Origin of the sequence: Providencia sp. PROV255 (genome assembly GCF_028478065.1) — a bacterium.
In the GTDB taxonomy this organism is placed as follows: domain Bacteria; phylum Pseudomonadota; class Gammaproteobacteria; order Enterobacterales; family Enterobacteriaceae; genus Providencia; species Providencia rettgeri.
On the sequence record NZ_JAMPMI010000006.1, the window covers coordinates 1 to 17696 of the forward strand.

The 17696-nt window shown below is 42.7% G+C and carries 19 protein-coding genes; 16 read left to right on the forward strand and 3 right to left on the reverse strand.

The genetic code is table 11. The features are described from left to right. Positions 1-181: 181 nt before the first annotated feature. Both PR725_RS05330 and rne read right to left on the reverse strand, forming a co-directional pair. Entirely contained in the window at positions 182-472 is a 291-nt protein-coding gene (locus PR725_RS05330; RefSeq protein WP_004253191.1) for a putative quinol monooxygenase, read from the reverse strand. Positions 473-670: 198 nt separating this feature from the next. Continuing rightward, a complete protein-coding gene (gene rne / locus PR725_RS05335) occupies positions 671-3967 on the reverse strand; it encodes a ribonuclease E (RefSeq protein ID WP_198634787.1) in 3297 nt (1098 codons plus the stop codon). A gap of 543 nt (positions 3968-4510) precedes the next feature. Between rne and rluC the strand changes: the two genes are divergently transcribed. Continuing rightward, complete coding sequence (gene rluC / locus PR725_RS05340) at positions 4511-5470, forward strand: 23S rRNA pseudouridine(955/2504/2580) synthase RluC (protein WP_109911596.1); 960 nt, start codon at positions 4511-4513, stop codon at positions 5468-5470. Between the two features lie 43 nt (positions 5471-5513). Here rluC and PR725_RS05345 read toward each other — a convergent pair whose 3' ends face one another. Next, positions 5514-6101, reverse strand: coding sequence for a Maf family protein (locus PR725_RS05345; protein ID WP_164528739.1), 588 nt, complete (start codon positions 6099-6101; stop codon positions 5514-5516). 143 nt (positions 6102-6244) lie between these two features. On the opposite strand from PR725_RS05345, the gene yceD reads away from it, so the two are divergent. From yceD to PR725_RS05420, 15 genes are all read left to right on the forward strand, one after another. After that, positions 6245-6769: a 23S rRNA accumulation protein YceD gene (gene yceD, locus PR725_RS05350; RefSeq protein ID WP_004911841.1), complete on the forward strand. Its 525-nt coding sequence runs from the start codon at positions 6245-6247 to the stop codon at positions 6767-6769. A 12-nt stretch (positions 6770-6781) separates the two neighbouring features. Continuing rightward, positions 6782-6952 (forward strand): 50S ribosomal protein L32, encoded by a 171-nt coding sequence (gene rpmF, locus PR725_RS05355; RefSeq protein WP_004253223.1) that lies wholly within the window; start codon positions 6782-6784, stop codon positions 6950-6952. A gap of 12 nt (positions 6953-6964) precedes the next feature. After that, the gene (gene plsX / locus PR725_RS05360; protein WP_004911832.1) at positions 6965-8005 is read left to right on the forward strand and encodes a phosphate acyltransferase PlsX; all 1041 of its coding nucleotides are present in this window, start codon (positions 6965-6967) and stop codon (positions 8003-8005) included. Between the two features lie 9 nt (positions 8006-8014). After that, positions 8015-8965, forward strand: a complete 951-nt coding sequence (locus PR725_RS05365) for a beta-ketoacyl-ACP synthase III (protein ID WP_004911829.1) — start codon at positions 8015-8017, stop codon at positions 8963-8965. 18 nt (positions 8966-8983) lie between these two features. After that, a complete protein-coding gene (gene fabD / locus PR725_RS05370; protein WP_117162363.1) occupies positions 8984-9916 on the forward strand; it encodes an ACP S-malonyltransferase in 933 nt (310 codons plus the stop codon). Positions 9917-9923: 7 nt separating this feature from the next. Further along, the gene (gene fabG, locus PR725_RS05375) at positions 9924-10658 is read left to right on the forward strand and encodes a 3-oxoacyl-ACP reductase FabG (protein WP_109911597.1); all 735 of its coding nucleotides are present in this window, start codon (positions 9924-9926) and stop codon (positions 10656-10658) included. Between the two features lie 155 nt (positions 10659-10813). Beyond that, the gene (gene acpP, locus PR725_RS05380; RefSeq protein ID WP_004253236.1) at positions 10814-11050 is read left to right on the forward strand and encodes an acyl carrier protein; all 237 of its coding nucleotides are present in this window, start codon (positions 10814-10816) and stop codon (positions 11048-11050) included. A gap of 78 nt (positions 11051-11128) precedes the next feature. Beyond that, positions 11129-12379 (forward strand): beta-ketoacyl-ACP synthase II, encoded by a 1251-nt coding sequence (fabF, locus tag PR725_RS05385; RefSeq protein ID WP_004911823.1) that lies wholly within the window; start codon positions 11129-11131, stop codon positions 12377-12379. Positions 12380-12529: 150 nt separating this feature from the next. After that, positions 12530-13360 carry an aminodeoxychorismate lyase gene (gene pabC / locus PR725_RS05390; RefSeq protein ID WP_272567950.1) on the forward strand — a complete coding sequence of 277 codons (831 nt, stop codon included), beginning with the start codon at positions 12530-12532 and terminating at the stop codon, positions 13358-13360. A gap of 52 nt (positions 13361-13412) precedes the next feature. Further along, positions 13413-14435 (forward strand): endolytic transglycosylase MltG, encoded by a 1023-nt coding sequence (gene mltG / locus PR725_RS05395; protein ID WP_210844808.1) that lies wholly within the window; start codon positions 13413-13415, stop codon positions 14433-14435. 5 nt (positions 14436-14440) lie between these two features. Continuing rightward, a complete protein-coding gene (gene tmk, locus PR725_RS05400; protein ID WP_164528740.1) occupies positions 14441-15070 on the forward strand; it encodes a dTMP kinase in 630 nt (209 codons plus the stop codon). A gap of 24 nt (positions 15071-15094) precedes the next feature. Then, positions 15095-16087 carry a DNA polymerase III subunit delta' gene (holB, locus tag PR725_RS05405; protein ID WP_272567954.1) on the forward strand — a complete coding sequence of 331 codons (993 nt, stop codon included), beginning with the start codon at positions 15095-15097 and terminating at the stop codon, positions 16085-16087. A gap of 12 nt (positions 16088-16099) precedes the next feature. Then, a complete protein-coding gene (locus PR725_RS05410; RefSeq protein ID WP_109911601.1) occupies positions 16100-16891 on the forward strand; it encodes a metal-dependent hydrolase in 792 nt (263 codons plus the stop codon). A gap of 40 nt (positions 16892-16931) precedes the next feature. Continuing rightward, positions 16932-17282, forward strand: a complete 351-nt coding sequence (gene hinT / locus PR725_RS05415; RefSeq protein ID WP_004911802.1) for a purine nucleoside phosphoramidase — start codon at positions 16932-16934, stop codon at positions 17280-17282. A 19-nt stretch (positions 17283-17301) separates the two neighbouring features. Further along, the gene (locus PR725_RS05420) at positions 17302-17694 is read left to right on the forward strand and encodes a YcfL family protein (RefSeq protein WP_004911800.1); all 393 of its coding nucleotides are present in this window, start codon (positions 17302-17304) and stop codon (positions 17692-17694) included. Positions 17695-17696 lie beyond the last annotated feature (2 nt).

A 17696-nucleotide genomic window follows, 5' to 3' on the forward strand; every position in this document is an offset into this window, starting at 1 on the left:
CGTCGCACACTCGCCCTAGTCACATACTCGTGTATGCTCCTAGGGTCTTGTTTAGCTTGCCGCCTAGCGACAGGCCGAACTATTTAGCGGATTATGTAGGTTTTGTCGATATCAGAATTCGGCCTGTAGTGTTGTGTATGGGTTCTAGTTATATGCTTGGGGGCACGTTTAGTTAATGTGCTTATTCAAAAGCACCATTCATCAGTTTGATAATAGGGTCCGAACGCTTATAGCTGTTGATTAGAGGAACGAGGCGTTTGAAATGTTCGCTGGCACAGTGAATATCGAGCGCTTCTTGATTCGGCCACTCCTCGATAAAAATAAAGTGCCCAGGATCTTTTTGGTCAACGTAAAGGTCATAACTGATACACAATGGTTCTTGTTTAGTTGCAGCGACCAATTCACGGTATAGCGGCATAACAATCTCAATCGCTTCGCTTTGAATAAAATCTTCCGCAATGACTTTTAACATATATTTCCCTTTTCTTTATAAAATAACTGTGTATAAACACAGCAATACAAACACAAATTCGTTGAGAGCTCAATGTAAAAAACTGGCGAGATGATGAGTTTTTTTTAATTAAAAAATTTATTATTCATGAAATGTATTGTAATAAAAAAGCCCTGATAGTTTCCTATCAAGGCTTTTATGTTTACAGCTAGCGAGTTGTTAGAAATCAGCAGGTTTTGCCATTTCAGAGGTTGCGACGTTTGAAGCAACGTGGCCACCTGCGCCACCTTTACCTTCAAAGGTAGAGGCTTCACGCTGGAATTCTGTTATCTCAAATGGTGCAGCAGCAACTGCAGGGGCTGGTGCTTTTGTCATTGGAGAATAAGCATGACGTTTATGTAAGCTGACCGCTGGGCTGCTTGCTACCGTTGCTGGTTCAGCTACGGCAACAGGTTCGATAACTTCCTCGACACTGACTACTTCAGTTGAAGCCGTGATAGTAACTTGAGGAAGCTGCGTTTCTTCAACGACGTCATTAACCTCTTCATTGACAATAACAGGCGCCGTTTGTTCGTCTACGATAGTAACGCTTTCAACCGTTTCTGTTTGAGCTGTTTCAACTTGCGGCTCAATAATCTCAGCCGCTATTTCTACAGTCTCTTTTATTACTTTGACGGTTTCAACTTCCTGTGTACCGTTAGTTTCATCGATGGCAATTGGTGCTGATTCAACCATGTGATCGACAGTGGTTGCTTCGTTAACTAAAGATGTTTCTTCAGTATTAACGGTTTCCACTGGAGTGTCATGCGACTCTTGCTTAACTTCCTCAGCCACGACAGGAGTGACGGCCACGCTACTTTGTGACGGGGTAACATTTGTCGTTTCTGCTACAGGAGCATCATTAATACTTTGTTGTTCAAGCATTTCTTCATTAGTGATGATTGCCATGCTTTCTTGTTGAGGCTGGGCAATTGGGTAATGAATAAATACTTTGCCAGACGCCAGCTCAGGTGAGGCAACGGCAGCGATTAATGGCATTGGTGATTTAGTTAGATGGCGTTCATCACGATAACGACGGCGACGTTGCCCACTGACACGTAAGTGACGTGGTGAACGACGTGAGCGTCGTGGAATGATGGTGTCTTGCTTTTCTTCGCCTTCTGCTTGAGTGTTTAACTCTTGCAGGTCGTCAGTTTGTGCGTCACTTTCAACTGGGGTAGTAGGGGCAACGAGTGCTGGTAATGCAGCAACAGGCATTGCCTCCGCGACTTCAGTCACTTCAGCAACTTGTTCGTTGTCTGTTACACGGATTTTTTGTGTCAATTGACGACGTTGGCGACGTGGCGTAACAGGACGTTGTTCTTCTTCCTTTTCAGCCGCATTCTCTACATTGTCTTGCTGAACATCTTGTTGTGATTTAGCAACTTGCTGTTGACGTTTTTCATCTTGACGACGGCGACGTTCAGCGCGTTGTTCACGACGTTGTTGCTGATTATCACGATTCGCATTGTCAGTTGTTTGCTCGTCTTGCGTGTTCGTATTCTTATTGTTGCGACCTTTATTGCGATTATTCGTTTCATCCGCTGATGTATTACGATTATTGCGATCATTACGGTTGTCGCGATTATCACGGTTATCACGATTGTCACGATTGTCAGTATCATCGCGGTCACGACGATTATTATTACGACGGTTATTGTTGCGACGATCATTATTCCGACGGCGCTCATTATTATTGCGGTTTTTCGGCGCTGGTTTCTCAACCACTTTTTCTTCTTCGCCAAACAGGCCTTTAAAGAATGCCGCAATTTTGCTGAACAAACTAGGGGATGCAGGTTCAGCCGCCGCTGATTTAACAGGTGCTTTTGTTACAGTTTCTTTTGGTTTCACTGTAGACATGTCTACAGGCTCTTGCAGTGCAAAAGCAGAAATTGCAGGTTGCTCAGGTGTTTTACGTTCAGATGTCGTTTCATCAATCTGATTTAACGTCTCTGTTTCGTGATATTGCGCTAAGTTATAGCTTAACGTATTGACTTCTTCACCTTTACGAATGCGGATCACATGGAAGTGAGGCGTTTGCATTTGGTCATTAGGAACAACAACAACACGGACATGGCTTTGACGTTGTTCGATATCACTGACCGCTTTGCGTTTTTCGTTCAGCAGGTAAGAGGCGATTTGTACGGGGACAATGGCATGCACTTCATGGGTATTTTCTTTCAGTGCTTCTTCTTCAATAAGACGAAGAACGGACAGAGAAAGTGATTCGTTGTCACGAATGGTTCCGGTTCCTGAACAGCGAGGACACACATGGTGGCTTGACTCACCTAAAGAAGGGCTCAAACGTTGACGAGACATCTCCAATAACCCAAAGCGTGAGATGCGTGCAATTTGAATGCGTGCACGGTCTTGACGTACCGCTTCACGTAGGCGGTTTTCAACTTCACGTTGATGCCTAACGGGTGTCATATCGATAAAGTCGATAACAATCAAACCACCCAGATCGCGTAGACGCAATTGGCGTGCAATTTCATCAGCCGCTTCTAAGTTAGTGTTGAACGCAGTTTCTTCGATATCGCCACCACGTGTTGAACGTGAAGAGTTGATATCGATAGCGGTCAATGCTTCAGTGGTATCAATTACTAATGCACCGCCTGATGGCAAGCGAACTTCACGTTGGAACGCAGATTCGATTTGTGATTCAATTTGGTAGTGGCTAAAGAGTGGAACATCACCACTGTAGTGTTTGATTTTGCTTGCAAAATCACCACGGCCGATAGCTTCGATATGGTTGCGTGCCATTTCGACAACTTTTGGGTTGTCAATCAAAATTTCGCCGATATCTGGGCGCAGATAATCGCGGAATGCGCGGACAATAACGTTACTTTCTTGGTGAATCAAGAACGGTGCAGGGCGATTTTCAGCGGCTTTTTGGATCGCTTCCCAGTGACGTAAACGGTAGAGTAAATCTTGTTGCAGCGATTCTGCAGATTTACCCACACCTGCGGTACGAACGATTAAGCCCATGCCGTCTGGAATTTGTAAAGAAGACAGTGCTTCTTTTAGTTCAGTTCGATCTTCGCCTTCGATACGACGTGAAATGCCCCCCGCACGTGGGTTATTTGGCATTAAAACGAGGTAACTTCCTGCCAAGCTAATGAAGGTGGTTAGCGCCGCACCTTTATTGCCACGCTCTTCTTTATCCACTTGAACGATAACTTCTTGGCCTTCTTTTAACACATCTTTGATGTTAGGACGGCCTTGAGAGTGATAGTTGCTTGGGAAATATTCACGAGCGATTTCTTTGATAGGAAGGAAACCGTGTCTTTCAGCGCCGTAGTCAACAAAAGCAGCTTCAAGACTAGGTTCGATACGAGTGATTTTACCTTTATAGATGTTGGCCTTTTTTTGCTCATGACCGGGACTTTCAATATCCAAATCATAGAGACGTTGCCCGTCAACAAGGGCAACACGCAACTCTTCCTGTTGAGTTGCGTTTATTAGCATTCTTTTCATGTTATTACTTACTCATTATTTTCTTTTAAATAAAGAGCAGCGAAAGAAAGAGCTACTGTAAACCGATGGCCTCGTGATTTTTACAAAACCGTCTGCCTCGCGGCAGTCGTTCGTATAGAGACGCGCAGTATTCGGTGAACCTGATTTTTAGATTAAAAATTCAGCGTTCTTAATCAGGATGCCGTAAGTTATTAAAGAAAACGGAAGTTCCTAACCCAATAAGCCAAAATTCGTTGCTCGCTAATTTATTTGATGTTGCTAAATGTCTTACGCCATTGCTGCATTGTTACGCCATCAAATAAGAAATCCTATAAAACGTTAACTTTCGTTTTTTAAACATCTCAGCAACTTCATATTATTCCATTGCCATAGCTATTATAGCAAGTCGATACGGAAGTTATATGGAAATTTTATTTAGAAATAGGATAAATCATGCAGAAAATAACCAAATTAAAAAAAAACATAAAAAATTTTGTGGAGTCGGTATGATAGGGAAAGCAAATAAGCGCATATTTTAATCAATTAGAGTTAACGCATTCCCGAATGAATACACAAAATCAAGTTCAATTTATTGACATCAGCGATGACGAAGCTGGGCAACGTATCGATAACTTTTTGCTCACTAAACTTAAAGGTGTGCCAAAGAGTATGATTTATCGCATTATCCGCAAAGGGGAAGTGCGTGTTAACAAGGGGCGGATAAAGCCTGAATATAAATTAGTCGAAGGGGACCAAGTGCGCGTTCCTCCCGTTAGGGTTGCTGAGCGTGAAACCGCACCGGTTTCAGCCAAACTGGATAAAGTCGCTGCATTAGCGAATTGCATTTTATTTGAAGATGACGTTCTCTTAGTGCTGAATAAACCATCGGGAACTGCTGTTCATGGTGGGAGTGGTTTAAGCTTTGGTGTTATTGAAGGTTTAAGAGCGTTACGTCCAGAAGCGCGTTTCCTTGAGTTAGTTCATCGTCTTGATAGAGACACCTCAGGTATTTTATTGGTGGCTAAAAAGCGTTCAGCACTTCGAGCGTTACACGAACAATTGCGTTTAAAACAAATGCAAAAGGATTATTTAGCACTCGTAAGAGGCAACTGGCAGTCGCACATGAAAGTTATTCAAGCCCCTTTACTTAAAAACATTCTACAAAGTGGCGAGCGAGTCGTTAAAGTGAGCAGTGAAGGAAAACCGTCAGAGACGCGTTTTAAAGTGGAAGAACGGTTTGATAATGCAACTTTGGTAAAAGCGAGCCCTGTCACGGGGCGGACACATCAAATACGTGTTCATACACTTTATGCAGGGCATCCTATTGCATTTGATGACCGGTACGGTGACAAGCAATTTGATAGCCAACTGGCAGGGACAGGTTTAAATCGCTTATTTTTGCATGCGAGTGCATTGAAATTTACGCACCCTAAAACGGGTGAAGAGATGCGTTTGCAAGCCCCTTTAGATAACCAATTGAATCACTGCCTAAAAATATTACGTAGCCGTAAAGCAGAAAAGTAAGTCATTTGATTAACTGGCAGGTTTTCCCTGCCAGTATAAAGGATTAATTATCAAATAATGGGCTAACTTGGTGTGGACGTAACATTTCGAGTAATAAAATAAGCGGAAGCCCAACTAACGTATTGGGGTCACGCCCTTCTAAACGCTCAAATAAACTAATTCCTAGTCCTTCTGATTTAAAGCTCCCTGCGCATTGATAAGGTTCATCTTTAAGTAGGTAATTCGTTATTTCTGCATCAGATAGTTGCCTGAAATGAACGTGAAACAATTCACACTGCACATTAAATTTATCTGTTTCAGTATCAAGCAGGCATAGTCCAGTATAAAAAGTGACCTTATTACCTGACGCGGATTTAAGCTGCTGAAAAGCGTTTTCAAAATTATGCGGTTTCCCCATAATTTTATTATCAATAACACAAACTTGATCAGAGCCAATAATCAAGTGCTGAGAGTATTGAGCTGAGAGTGCGTTAGCCTTTGCATGAGATAAACGCATAACTAAAGCCTGAGCCGACTCATTCAAAATGGGGGACTCATCAATATTGGGGGCCACTGCTAAAAAAGGTAATCCCAGTTTTTTTAGTAGGGCTTGTCGGTAGGTTGAAGTTGACGCCAAAATAATCGATTTCATGATTTTTCTCGAAACTCGTAGCCAAAAGGGTTAACTCATTTTAAACTATAAAACGTAAAACCTACGGTTTTTTGGTGAAAAGGCGAGTTTACCCCGCCTTTTTCTTTGACTATAGCTCATTACAAAGTTAATATGCGCGCCTTATGCAAAAGGTAAAATTACCCCTGACTATCGATGCGCAGCGTGCAGCTCAGAAAAACCTCGACTATGTCGGGAGTTATACACCTGAGCAAGTTGCACGTCTTGCAGAATCAGTAGTCAGTGTAGACAGTGATGTAGAAACCGAATTATCATTTAATATTGATAAACAACGTCTCACGGTTATCGAAGGGAAATCCGATGTGGATCTCACCCTCCAATGCCAACGTTGCGGAAAAAATTTCAAGCATCATGCCTACGTATCGTATTGTTTTAGTCCTGTCGTCAATGACGAAAAGGCCGAAGCATTACCGGAGCTCTACGAACCGATTCAAATTGATGAATTTGGTGAAATAGATTTGCTGGGAATGATAGAAGATGAAATAATTCTATCCTTACCAGTTGTTCCGGTTCATGATTCTGAACACTGTGAAGTGTCCGAAGCGGACATGGTGTATGGTGAACTGCCTCCCGAGGCAGAAAAACCAAACCCATTTGCCGTATTAGCCAGTTTAAAGAAAAGTACTTAAGGAGTAAGGTCAATGGCCGTACAACAGAATAAACCAACTCGTTCAAAACGCGGTATGCGTCGTTCACATGATGCACTGACTGCTACCCTAGTTTCTGTAGACAAAACTTCCGGTGAAACTCACCTGCGTCACCATGTGACTGCAGATGGTTACTACCGTGGCCGTAAGGTTATCAACAAGTAATTTGTTGTTACCTTGGCTAATCTAACCATTGCGTTAGATGCTATGGGCGGGGATGTTGGTCCCCGCGTCACGGTGCCTGCTGCATTGCAGGCACTGGCATCTAATCCAGCACTCAAATTACTGCTTGTCGGTCAACCCGAAGCCATTCAACCTTTGCTTGCACACCAAAGTGCTGAGCAAATTTCGCGTGTCGAAATTATTCCTGCGGACGGTATTATCGCAAACGATGCAAAACCATCAAATGCGATAAGACAAAGCAAAGGAACCTCGATGCGAGTGGCCTTAGAGTTAGTGAAGACAGGGCAGGCACAAGCGTGCGTGAGTGCGGGGAATACGGGTGCGCTGATGGGGCTAGCAAAATTAATGCTAAAGTCTATAGAGGGGATTGAGCGCCCAGCGCTAATGACCATCTTACCTAATCAGCAAAAAAGCCAAACAGTTGTGCTAGATTTAGGCGCTAATGTTAACTGTAGTAGTGATATGCTAGTCCAATTTGCCGTAATGGGTTCCGTGATGGCAGAAGAAGTGGTTAACATTTCTAAACCGAGAGTCGCGTTACTGAATATTGGCGAAGAAGAGAGTAAAGGTCTGGATAATATCCGCGAAGCCGCCTCAGTATTAAAAGAAACATCATCAATTAATTACATTGGTTATGTAGAAGGTAACGAATTACTGACAGGTAAAACCGATGTGTTAGTGTGTGACGGCTTCGCAGGTAATGTCTCATTGAAGACGATGGAAGGCGTAATACGCGTCATCCTTTCATTGATAAAATCGACCGGTGATCAACATAAAAAAAGCAGTTGGTTTATGCAACTGGCGAAAAAATGGTTAAAAAAACGTTTAATGAAACGTTTTGGGGACATGAACCCCGACCAGTATAACGGTGCGACTCTGTTAGGATTAAAAGGTATTGTCATCAAGAGTCATGGTGCAGCGAATGAAGGCGCTTTCAAAGCGGCTATTGACCGCGCAGTACAAGCTGTTGAAAAACAAGTCCCAGAAAGAATAACAGCGCGACTAAATATTGTTTTACCCAGGAGTGATCAATAACCTATGGCTATGTACAGTAAAATCTTAGGAACAGGCAGCTACTTACCAGCACAAGTACGTACCAATGCTGATCTGGAAAAAATGGTTGATACTTCTGATGAGTGGATTGTGACACGCACTGGCATACATGAAAGAAGAATTGCCAACGAAGATGAAAGTGTCTCAGTGATGGGTTTTCAAGCTGCCAAAAATGCGTTAGACATGGCGCAAGTCGATGCAACTGACATTGGTTTGATTATCGTTGCAACCACATCAGCAACTCACGCTTTTCCTAGCGCTGCTTGCCAAATTCAACAGATGCTAGGTATTCAAGATTGTGCGGCATTTGATGTCGCAGCAGCATGTGCAGGTTTTACCTATGCGATTAGTATTGCTGATCAATTCGTCAAAACAGGTATGACCAAAAAAGCATTAGTTATTGGTGCTGATGCTTTATCTAAAACATTAGACCCAGCAGATCGTGGCACGATTATTTTATTTGGTGATGCGGCAGGGGCTGTTGTTATCGGCGAATCTGAAGAGCCGGGTATTATTTCGACGCATTTACATGCCGATGGCCGTTATGGGGATTTACTCACATTACCTAATCGTAGCCGTTGCTCTGAAGACCCTGCCTATTTGACCATGACAGGTAATGAAGTCTTTAAAGTTGCAGTGCGCGAATTAGCACATATTGTTGATGAGACACTGGCACAAAGCGGTATAGCCAAAGAAGAACTTGATTGGTTGGTCCCACATCAAGCAAATTTAAGAATTATCTCTGCGACGGCGAAAAAATTAGATATGACAATGGATAAAGTCGTTGTCACATTAGACCGTCACGGTAATACTTCAGCAGCATCAGTTCCTACAGCGTTGGATGAAGCGGTGCGTGATGGTCGTATTCAGCGTGGTCAACTTGTGCTTTTAGAAGCCTTCGGTGGCGGTTTCACTTGGGGCTCTGCATTGGTTCGTTTTTAATTAACTGAGAAAATAGACATGACACAATTTGCTATGGTATTTCCCGGACAGGGTTCTCAGTCTTTAGGGATGTTAGCGGCATTGGCTGAAGAAAATCAGCTTGTTGAGCAAACATTCGCTGAAGCATCGGAAGCATTGGGTTACGATCTCTGGGCGTTAGTACAAAATGGGCCAGAAGAAGAATTAAACAAAACATGGCAAACACAGCCTGCTTTATTGGCAGCTTCTGTGGCTATTTTCCGTGTTTGGAAAGACAAAAATGGCGCGATGCCTACGATCATGGCGGGTCACAGCCTTGGTGAATATTCTGCTTTAGTTTGCGCGGGTGTTATCGACTTTAAACAAGCGATTAAACTGGTTGAATTGCGCGGAAAACTCATGCAAGAAGCCGTTCCTGAAGGCACTGGTGCGATGTATGCCATTATTGGTTTGGATAACGAATCAATTGAAAAAGCTTGCCAAGAAGCTTCTCAAGGCCAAGTTGTTTCACCGGTTAATTTTAACTCACCGGGCCAAGTCGTGATTGCGGGTGAAAAAGCCGCAGTTGAACGTGCGGGTATCGCATGTAAAGAAGCGGGGGCTAAACGTGCGTTGCCATTATCTGTTAGCGTCCCGTCTCATTGTGCATTAATGAAGCCAGCTGCTGATAAATTAGCCGAAGCGTTAGAAAAAATTGATTTTTGTGAGCCAGACTATCCAGTTATTAACAATGTTGATGTTAAAATTGAGAAATCGGCACAAAATATTCGTGATGCTTTAGTCCGTCAACTGTATAATCCAGTACGCTGGACGGAAACAGTAGAATTAATGGCAGATCAAGGTGTTGAACATCTTATTGAAGTAGGCCCAGGAAAAGTATTGACTGGTCTTACCAAGCGAATTGTCTCTAATTTAACTGCCGTCGCAGTCAATGATCCTGTATCATTAAGCACTGCTTTAGAAAATAGCTGAGGACGACATGGGCTTTGAAGGAAAAATTGCACTGGTAACAGGCGCGAGTCGTGGAATTGGTAAAGCTATTGCTTTAACATTAATTGCTCGTGGTGCTACCGTTATCGGAACAGCAACCAGCGAAAAAGGCGCAGAAGCCATTACCGCTTATCTTGATGGTAAAGGTAAAGGTTTAGCGTTAAACGTGACTGATGCAGCATCAATCGAAGAAACTTTGACCAAAATCCGTGAAGAATTTGGTGAAATTGATATTTTGATTAATAATGCTGGTATCACTCGTGATAACCTATTGATGCGTATGAAAGAAGATGAATGGCAAGATATTATTGACACCAATCTTTCATCCGTTTACCGTTTGTCTAAATCCGTTTTGCGTGCCATGATGAAAAAACGTTGTGGACGTATTATTTCAATTGCATCCGTTGTCGGTGTGATGGGAAATGCGGGGCAAACTAACTATGCAGCAGCGAAAGCAGGGTTAATTGGTTTTAGTAAATCATTGGCTCGTGAAGTCGCTTCTCGTGGTATCACTGTCAACGTCGTTGCACCTGGTTTTATCGAAACTGATATGACTAAAGCATTGACAGATGAACAGCGTGCAGGCATTTTATCTCAGGTTCCTGCGGATAGACTGGGTGATGCACAAGAAATTGCCAGTGCTGTAGCGTTTTTAGCTTCTGATGAAGCTGCTTACATCACAGGTGAAACATTGCATGTCAATGGTGGCATGTACATGATCTAAAGAAATGATGGAACTATTTGCATTATTAGTGTTATCTAACGCTAAATAATGCAAAATAATAGTTCCAACAGCCGGGATTGGGTTGTATCTTTTCCTGTATTTCATAAACTACGAAAACCATCGCGAAAGCGAGTTTTGATAGGAATTTTAATAGTATGAGCACTATCGAAGAACGCGTTAAGAAAATCATCGTTGAACAACTGGGTGTTAAAGAGGAAGAAGTTGTAAATACAGCTTCATTTGTTGATGACTTGGGCGCTGATTCTCTTGACACAGTTGAGCTGGTTATGGCTCTGGAAGAAGAGTTCGATTGCGAAATCCCTGACGAAGAAGCTGAAAAGATCACAACAGTACAGGCTGCGATTGACTACGTCGAGAACGCATCTAAATAATTGTACGAAAAACTTATCTAGGCGATCACTCGATCGCCTATGTTCCTTTTGTAACTTTTCCCTCCTTGGAGGAAATACGTGTCTAAGCGTCGTGTAGTCGTAACCGGACTGGGCATGTTATCTCCTGTCGGCAACACAGTTGAGTCATCATGGAAAGCTGTTTGTGACGGACAGAGTGGTATCAGCCTAATCGATCATTTTGATACTACTAACCACGCAACTAAATTTGCTGGCTTAGTAAAAGATTTCAATTACGAAGAATTTGGCATCTCCCGCAAAGATGCTAAGAAAATGGACCCATTTATCCAATATGGTATCGCTGCGGGCTTTCAAGCCTTTAAGGATGCTGGATTGGAAGTAACAGAAGCCAATGCTACTCGAATTGGTGCAGCGATTGGTTCTGGTATTGGTGGGTTAGGCTTAATTCAGGACAACTGTGAGTCATTACTGCACGGTGGACCTCGCAAGGTAAGCCCATTCTTCGTACCATCGACCATCATTAATATGGTGGCTGGTCATTTAAGCATTATGTACGGTTTCCGTGGCCCAAGTATTTCAATTGCAACAGCCTGTACATCAGGTGTGCATAATATTGGCCATGCAGCACGTATGATTGCTTACGGTGACGCCGATGTAATGGTTGCAGGCGGTGCTGAAAAAGCGACTACACCACTCGGTGTGGCCGGTTTTGGTGCAGCGCGTGCATTATCGACTCGCAACGATGACCCGCAAGCGGCAAGTCGCCCATGGGATAAAGACCGTGATGGTTTTGTTCTGGGAGATGGCGCAGGTATTATTATTCTTGAAGAATATGAACATGCGAAAGCGCGCGGTGCAAAAATTTATGCTGAAATTGCAGGGTTTGGGATGAGCAGTGATGCTTATCATATGACATCACCACCTGAAAATGGTGCGGGTGCTGCACTTGCGATGGAAAATGCACTGAAAGATGCAGGCATTAAAGCCAGTGACGTGGGGTATATCAATGCTCACGGTACTTCAACTCCTGCCGGTGATTTGGCAGAAGCACAAGCGGTTGTTAATGTATTTGGTGAAGGCACAGAGGTATTAGTTAGCTCAACCAAATCAATGACAGGTCACTTACTGGGTGCTGCGGGTGCTATTGAGTCAATTTTTACTATTTTGTCATTGTGCGATCAAATTGTACCGCCAACCATTAATCTGGATAACCCAGATGAAGCGTGCAAACTGGACTTTGTTCCAGGTGAAGCACGTAAAGTTGAGAACATGGAGTTCGCTCTGTGTAATTCATTTGGTTTTGGTGGCACCAACGGTTCATTAATTTTCCGTCGTTATCACGGCGAATAATTAATCTATTACCGTTATTAATTAGCCCTAGTCACTTAAGGTGGCTGGGGCTTTATTTTGTCCAGTTCTTTGCACAGTTCTTCGCTTTAGTTTATGATAATCCCACTTGATTACTGTCTGATTTATCAGCTTTTATTATAAGTATTATCAATGTCATATTGGGTTAATGGGCAACTTTGCCAGCAAATAAGTGTTACTGATCGCGCAGTCTCTTTTGGGGACGGCTGTTTTACGACCATACATGGCGTTAATCAGCAAGCTAAAATGTTAAATGAGCATATTGCCCGGTTACAGCATGATAGCCAAAGATTAAAAATTGCACAGCCAGATTGGAAAAGCTTAGTAGACCATCTAAAGCAGATTTGTGCAGAGCAAACTCAAGATGAGTTTGTGATTAAAGTTATCCTAAGTCGTGGTGCAGGCGGTAGAGGATATAGCGCGAAAGGTTTTACCTCGCCGACGGTGATAGTCAGTGTTTCTCCCTTCCCAAATAATTATGTTCAGCTACAGTGTAAAGGGGCACGCCTCGTTCTCAGCCAAATTCCGTTAGCTCGTAACCCATTACTAGCAGGAATGAAACACCTCAACCGTCTGGAGCAAGTTCTTATCAAACAAGAGGTTGATGAACTTGATGCAGATGAAGCGATTGTGCTAGACACCGACGGTATTATTGTTGAATGTTGTAGTGCGAATGTTTTCTGGCGAGTTGGGCAAGTAGTATACACCCCAGTTTTATCTCATAGTGGGGTAAATGGATTAATGAGACAAAAGATCATATCACTACTAGAGAATAGCCAGTACCATCTTCAACAGGTCGAACGCTTTGCTAACGTGTTAACTCATTGTGATGAAGTGATTATTTGTAATACGTTGATGCCAGTTTTACCAGTACAAAGCATTCAAATGAGTCAACAGTGTCCGCCATTGCAATTTGCGTCTCGTGAGTTGTTTGAGTATTTATTTTTGCGTTGCAAAATTTAGTTTTTATAAATGAATTAATTATTACCAACACACGCATTGAAATGGTCAATAAATGAAATTAGCCAAAAAAATCATTCTCATCGCCGTTACCTTGGCTGCTATTGTTGCAGTCGCTGTCTATTGGCAATACCGTCAGGTATTGAACTATGCCAAAACGCCTATCAGTATCACACAAGAAAAAATCTTCACAGTTCCTGCAGGAACTGGGCGTGTTGCATTTGAAGGGTTACTTATTGAAGATAAAATTCTTGAAAAAGGGAATGAATTCCAATGGTTGCTCAAACTACGTCCTGAACTGGCTCAGCTAAAAGCGGGAACTTACCGCCTGCAACCGGGAATGAACGTTGAACAGCTCCTACAATTAATTGTGAGTGGTAAAGAAGCACAGTTTTCAATCCGTTTTATTGAAGGTAATCGCTTGAGTGATTGGGGTAATATTTTACGAGATGCGCCTTATTTAGAGCATAAAACCACCAACTTAACCCCGACAGAACTGCATGCGCTTATTGGGTTTAACGGGGAAGGTACTTTAGAAGGATGGTTGTATCCTGATACCTATTTATACACAGCGGGAACAACAGATGCTGAAATCCTGAAACGTGCTTATAAACGTATGCAAAACAGCCTTGATGAAGAGTGGAAAGGGCGAGATAGGGATTTACCCTATAAAAATGCCTATGAAATGCTTATTATGGCTTCGATTATTGAAAAAGAAACCGGTGTTGATAGTGAAAGGGCCCAAGTTGCTTCCGTGTTTGTTAACCGCCTAAAGAAAAATATGCGTTTGCAAACCGACCCAACCGTCATCTATGGGTTAGGCGACAAGTATCGCGGTAAAATTTATCGTAGTGATTTAGATAATTATACTCCGTACAATACTTATAAGATTGATGGTTTGCCACCCACACCGATTGCGATGCCAAGCCTTGCATCGTTAAAAGCTGCAGCACATCCAGCTAAAACGGATTACATATTCTTTGTCGCAGATGGTAAAGGTGGGCATACTTTTAGTCGTAATTTAAACGACCACAATCGTGCCGTTAAAGTTTACCGCCAATTTGAACAGCAAAACTGATAAAAATGAAAAACCAATTTATTGTTATTGAAGGTCTTGAAGGCGCTGGTAAAACGACAGCAATCAACACGGTTGTCGATACGTTGAACCAAGCCGGGATCACAGATATTGTATTCACTCGTGAGCCTGGGGGCACCCCACTGGCAGAAAAATTACGCGAGCTAGTAAAGCAAGGTATTGCGGGTGATAAGGTCACTGATAAGGCTGAGTTGCTCATGCTTTATGCTGCCCGTGTACAACTGGTTGAAACAGTGATTCGTCCTGCATTAGCGGCGGGCAAATGGGTGGTCGGTGACCGTCATGATTTATCTTCCCAAGCGTATCAGGGTGGTGGACGTGAAATTGACCGTCATTTGATGCAATCATTACGTGACTTAGTGTTGGGGGATTTCAAACCTTCATTAACGTTATACCTTGATTTACCACCTGAATTAGGTTTGCAGCGAGCAAGGTCTAGAGGTGAATTAGATAGAATTGAAAAAGAGTCGTTAGCATTTTTCGAAAGAACACGCCGCCGTTATCTTGAGTTGGCCGCGGGTGATGAAACGATACTCACTATTGATGCAAGCCAAAACATCGAGCAAGTGCAGCATGATATTGGCCAAACGTTGACCGAATGGCTAGCGCGTGCTTGATAAACCACATAAGGTATTAATCCCATGAATTGGTATCCTTGGTTAAATGAACCTTACCGACAAATCATTACTGCGTACCAAAGCGGTCGAGGCCACCACGCGTTACTGCTTCATTCAATGCCGGGAAATGGTGCGCAAGCGCTATGCTATGGAATTAGTCGTTGGCTTATTTGCCAAGAAAGAGACGGGCTAAAAAGCTGTGGACAATGCCACAGTTGCCGTTTGATGCTTGCAGGCAATCATCCTGATTATCATATTCTTGAGGTAGAGAAAGGAAAGTCGACTGTTAGTGTCGATGCGGTTAGGAAATTAATTGAAACCTTGAGTCGCCATGCCCAACAAAGTGGTAATAAAGTGGTGTATATTCCACAAGTTGAGGCATTGACAGATGCGGCAGCTAATGCGTTATTGAAAACATTGGAAGAGCCAGCAAAAGACACTTATTTTTTATTAGGAAGTGATAAACAAGAGGATTTGCTTGCAACTATTCGCAGCCGTTGTCTAAGTCATTTCTTACCTGCACCCGATTTACAAATAGCACTCTATTGGCTGCAAAAGCAAAAACCAGGTATTGCTACTGAAAATGCGATAACGGCATTAAAAATATGCCAAGGTACACCGGTTTCTGCGCTAGCTTTATTGGACGAACAACGTTGGCAAAAACGTAATGCACTATGTCATAGTTTAAGCCATGCATTGCAAACGGGTGATATGTTGAGTTTGCTGCCTAGTTTGAATATCGATGAGGTGCCTGATGCCTTAAATTGGCTACTCAGCTTATTTACGGATGCCATTAAAATTCAACAAGGTGCGGGGGCTTTTTGCATCAACCAAGATCAGCAGTCTCAAGTCCTACAATTAGCCGGTGCTATGAATCGTACTCAGTTAATAAATATGTATGATAAGTGGTTATATTGCCGTCATCAATTACTGACAGTTCCTGCATTGAATCAGGAACTGATTCTGACAAATCAATTATTACAATGGGAAGCTTCATTGGCTGTCCCTACATTTTAAAAAGAGTTAAATATGTTTGTTGTTGATTCACACTGTCATCTCGACTGTTTAGATTATGAAAAGTTACACACGAATGTCGATGATGTTATCGCAAAGGCCTCGGCTCGTGATGTTCGCTTCATGTTAGCGGTTGCAACGACGTTGCACGGTTTTGAAAGCATGAAGAAAATGATTGGTCTGCGTGACAATATCGCTTTTTCATGTGGTATTCATCCCCTTAATTTAGACGAGGGATATGATTTTGCACGACTAGCACAATTAGCGGCAGGAAACGAAGTCGTTGCGCTAGGAGAAACTGGGCTGGATTACTATTACCAGCAAGAAAATGCTGCACTACAACAAGAGTCTTTTCGTCAGCACATTCGTATCGGTCGTGAAGTGAATAAACCGGTTATTGTACATACTCGTGCGGCACGAGAAGATACGTTATCTATTTTACGCGAAGAAAACGTGATGGATTGTGGCGGGGTATTACACTGCTTTACTGAAGATAAAGATACGGCAGTGGAACTACTCGATTTGGGCATGTATATCTCATTTTCAGGGATCGTCACATTTCGCAATGCGGAACAAATTAGAGAAGCCGCCCGAGTTGTTCCTTTAGATCGCATTTTAGTCGAAACCGACTCGCCATACTTGGCACCAGTTCCTCATCGTGGTAGGGAAAACCAACCTGCGTACGTTCGGGATGTTATTGAGTACATGGCCGTGCTGAAGGGCGTTAGTGTTGAGCAGCTTGCTGAAATTACGACGCAAAACTTCAATCGTTTGTTTCATTTAAATGTTGGTACAAATAACGTATAAATTAGTTCACAAGAACGATTAAATGACTAAGGAAATTGAAATGGCAGAAGAAACGATTTTCAGTAAAATTATCCGTCGCGAGATCCCGGCAGATGTGGTTTACCAAGACGAACTTGTCACGGCATTTCGTGACATTTCACCACAAGCACCATCACATATTCTTATCATCCCTAATAAATTAATTCCGACTGTAAATGATGTTACTGCGGATGACGAACTAGCGTTAGGCCGTTTGTTTACTGTAGCGGCTAAAATTGCCAAAGAAGAAGGTATTGCAGAGAATGGTTACCGTTTAATCATGAACTGTAATGAACATTCAGGCCAAGAAGTGTTTCATATCCACATGCATCTAGTGGGTGGTCGCCCATTAGGCCCTCTATTGGCGAAATAATAAGGTATAGGGGTCGACGATGAACCGTATTGCATTACTTGCTTTGGTAACCGTGTTGCTAAGTGGTTGCGTATTTAAAAAGACACAAGGACTGGTTTTTAATGAGCAACAGCGCATCATTATGGAGCCAGCAGTACTTGCACAAGGGGTCATTGTCGAAAACCCAGTGATAGGTAATGAAAATCACCAAACTATCGCCACGATCAATATGAGTAATTCGCAATCTGAAGTGGTCAATATTGCTTATCGTTTATATTGGTATGATAAGCAAGGGTTAAAAGTAGACACTTCAAATATTATGCATCAGCAAATTGCGGCGAATTCTGTTGCGAAAGTTCGTGCCGTGACTTCCTCTCCACGTGCAACAAATGTACGTGTTCATGTATTTTTATCGCCAAAGGCCGGAGAATAATA

What these genes read in the sequence shown, in the direction of transcription:
- mltG (WP_210844808.1), top strand. Translation starts at nt 13,413, where the DNA reads ATGAAATTAGCCAAAAAAATCATTCTCATCGCCGTTACCTTGGCTGCT.
- PR725_RS05420 (WP_004911800.1), top strand. Translation starts at nt 17,302, where the DNA reads ATGAACCGTATTGCATTACTTGCTTTGGTAACCGTGTTGCTAAGTGGT.
- PR725_RS05365 (WP_004911829.1), top strand. Translation starts at nt 8,015, where the DNA reads ATGTACAGTAAAATCTTAGGAACAGGCAGCTACTTACCAGCACAAGTA.
- fabD (WP_117162363.1), top strand. Translation starts at nt 8,984, where the DNA reads ATGACACAATTTGCTATGGTATTTCCCGGACAGGGTTCTCAGTCTTTA.
- rpmF (WP_004253223.1), top strand. Translation starts at nt 6,782, where the DNA reads ATGGCCGTACAACAGAATAAACCAACTCGTTCAAAACGCGGTATGCGT.
- PR725_RS05345 (WP_164528739.1), bottom strand. Translation starts at nt 6,101, where the DNA reads ATGAAATCGATTATTTTGGCGTCAACTTCAACCTACCGACAAGCCCTA.
- PR725_RS05410 (WP_109911601.1), top strand. Translation starts at nt 16,100, where the DNA reads ATGTTTGTTGTTGATTCACACTGTCATCTCGACTGTTTAGATTATGAA.
- acpP (WP_004253236.1), top strand. Translation starts at nt 10,814, where the DNA reads ATGAGCACTATCGAAGAACGCGTTAAGAAAATCATCGTTGAACAACTG.
- rne (WP_198634787.1), bottom strand. Translation starts at nt 3,967, where the DNA reads ATGAAAAGAATGCTAATAAACGCAACTCAACAGGAAGAGTTGCGTGTT.
- holB (WP_272567954.1), top strand. Translation starts at nt 15,095, where the DNA reads ATGAATTGGTATCCTTGGTTAAATGAACCTTACCGACAAATCATTACT.
- fabG (WP_109911597.1), top strand. Translation starts at nt 9,924, where the DNA reads ATGGGCTTTGAAGGAAAAATTGCACTGGTAACAGGCGCGAGTCGTGGA.
- hinT (WP_004911802.1), top strand. Translation starts at nt 16,932, where the DNA reads ATGGCAGAAGAAACGATTTTCAGTAAAATTATCCGTCGCGAGATCCCG.
- yceD (WP_004911841.1), top strand. Translation starts at nt 6,245, where the DNA reads ATGCAAAAGGTAAAATTACCCCTGACTATCGATGCGCAGCGTGCAGCT.
- pabC (WP_272567950.1), top strand. Translation starts at nt 12,530, where the DNA reads ATGTCATATTGGGTTAATGGGCAACTTTGCCAGCAAATAAGTGTTACT.
- PR725_RS05330 (WP_004253191.1), bottom strand. Translation starts at nt 472, where the DNA reads ATGTTAAAAGTCATTGCGGAAGATTTTATTCAAAGCGAAGCGATTGAG.
- rluC (WP_109911596.1), top strand. Translation starts at nt 4,511, where the DNA reads ATGAATACACAAAATCAAGTTCAATTTATTGACATCAGCGATGACGAA.
- tmk (WP_164528740.1), top strand. Translation starts at nt 14,441, where the DNA reads ATGAAAAACCAATTTATTGTTATTGAAGGTCTTGAAGGCGCTGGTAAA.